Consider the following 2,170-nt stretch of genomic DNA (forward strand, 5'->3'; position numbering starts at 1 on the left):
TGGAGAACATATTGAGACACTGGAAGATAAAAATGATGAAGTGTTTTCTATTTCATTTAGTCCAGACAGTAAGTTTATAGCGAGTGCGGGAAGTGCTAAAACTATCAAAGTTTGGAAGATTGAAAGTGCAGAAAAAATTTGCGAGTTTGAAGAATTACATACTCGTAGAATTCGTTCTGTTACCTTCAGTGCTAATGGTCAAATATTAGCTAGTGGTAGCGAGGACAAGACCATAAAAATTTGGTATTTCAATACAGGTGAATGCATCAATACTCTGGAAAAACATACAAATACTATACGTTCTGTCAAATTTACTTCGGAGGACAATTGTGTAGTCAGTTGTAGTCAAGACGGAACAATAAGAGTCTGGAATCACCAGAATTATCATTGCCACATACTAGGAGATGATCTGCCTTGTAAAAATATGAACATAACAGAGGCTAAAGGCTTGACAGAATCTCAGCGTAATTCATTAAATCTATTGGGAGCTATTCCCAACATTCCACAGGGAAGTAATGAGATTGATGGTATTGATGATCGCCTAAGTTAAACAGATCACCAATCTTATCTTAAATCTAGCTTGTAGACTTCGTCTAGCAGTCATTATATTTATATAGGGTTTATATTTGAGTTGTGAACATACTCCCAAAGGCCAAGAGGCAATAGGCAATAGGCAATAGGCAAGAGGGGAAACAGATCTCGAGTTTTATTGTTGAAAAAAAAAGACCCGTTAGGTTTACATCTCATTTATAAACCCTATACATATTTCTCAAGTTCAGAAGGTTATACAACTTAAAGTTTTGTTTCTAGATCTGTAGTATCGGTACTACTCTTGAGTGAAGCATAGACTCCCAGAGCCTATGTCCTGAGATTACAGTATATTTGCACTGAATGTGAGCCGAAAGCCGTTTATATTTGCAGTTATTGTGAGCTTAAAACTGCCTTGTTTGTGAGCCGAGGCGTTTTTGTTTGCGAGCTGCTACAGCCAACCTTCAACCTGCTAACCTTCAACCTGCTAACCTTCAACTTGCCAACCTGCTAACCTTCAACAACTGCTAACCTTCAACTGGCTAACCTTCAACCTGCTAACCTTCAACTTGCTAACCTTCAACTTTCTAACCTTCAACCTGCCAACCCTTCCTTAAATCCCATGACTTTTTCCAATTACCCAATGACGGCGGAAAAAACGGGAAAGAGCAGACTCTTTTAAGGATAAATAAATGGGACGCCCGTGGGGACAAGTGCGAGGGTTTCTAGTCTTTTTCCACTGATCTAATAACTGCTGCATTTCTGACAAGCTCAGGGGGATGCCATTGCGAATTGCACTGCGGCAGGCAGTTGCTACTTGAGCGGTTTGTAAGTCTCCTCCTAAACTCAGCTCTAATAGGGCTTTGGCACAATCGTCTCGCTGACGCAACAGTTCTGGTGCATTCCGTACTGCCCACAGCTCTTCTCCAAAGGGGTCCACTTCTAAACCAATGCGCTGTAGTTGTTCCACCTGGCTAGGGGATAAGTGCTGGAGAATGATGGGAGGTTCTAAGGGGACTAACTGCCAGCGATCGCATAATTCTTCATACAACACCCGTTCATGGGCAATGTGCTGTTCAATTAACCAAATACCAGTTGGATGCTCTGCTACGATATACATATTATGAAGCTGAGCCATGGCTCGCAGTTGGATTAGCCCAATATCATCGGTTTTGTTATCAGTTTTGCTATCAATTTTGCGATCAGTTTTGTCAGTAATTTCTTGAGTGTCTGGTATCAGTTCAATTGAACGACTAGTGGTGTAACCTCCTCTAGCTTCTGATGTTTTGAGTAACTGTTTTACCCTGTTGGAGTGAATGCTTTCTGGGAGATTGGCTGGGGTGATTCGCAAAGCGTGCTCGATAGCTTCAGCAACTTGCTCTTGCCAGTAAGATACGGAGTGTAAGTAAATTTCGGTCTTTGCTGGATGACGATTCCAGTCGATTTGACTCGGACAAATCCGCAGGTGCAGGAAACAAATGGGATAGCGATCGCGAGGCAAGGTTCGAGCTAATCCTGTGATCATGGTTTGTTCCAATTCATGCGATCGCACAATTCGTCCATTAGTCGCTACCTTTACCCAGTCTGGACGTCTGCGATGGCATCGATCCGGTAATCCTAACACTAGCTCCATCAAACCATT

Annotated in this window: 2 protein-coding genes; one reads left to right on the forward strand and one right to left on the reverse strand. The window is 42.1% G+C overall.

From position 1 onward, the window contains the following. Positions 1 to 550 (forward strand): WD40 repeat domain-containing protein (locus tag F6K37_RS39185; protein WP_502887818.1); only part of this gene is annotated, 550 nt, incomplete at its 5' end. A 591-nt stretch (positions 551 to 1,141) separates the two neighbouring features. Here F6K37_RS39185 and mutL read toward each other — a convergent pair. Continuing rightward, positions 1,142 to 2,170, reverse strand: a 1,029-nt coding sequence (gene mutL / locus F6K37_RS39190; RefSeq protein ID WP_287256639.1) for a DNA mismatch repair endonuclease MutL, incomplete at its 5' end; no start/stop codon positions are given.

Source organism: Moorena sp. SIO4E2, assembly GCF_010671945.1.
Classification (GTDB): Bacteria; Cyanobacteriota; Cyanobacteriia; order Cyanobacteriales; family Coleofasciculaceae; genus Moorena; species Moorena producens.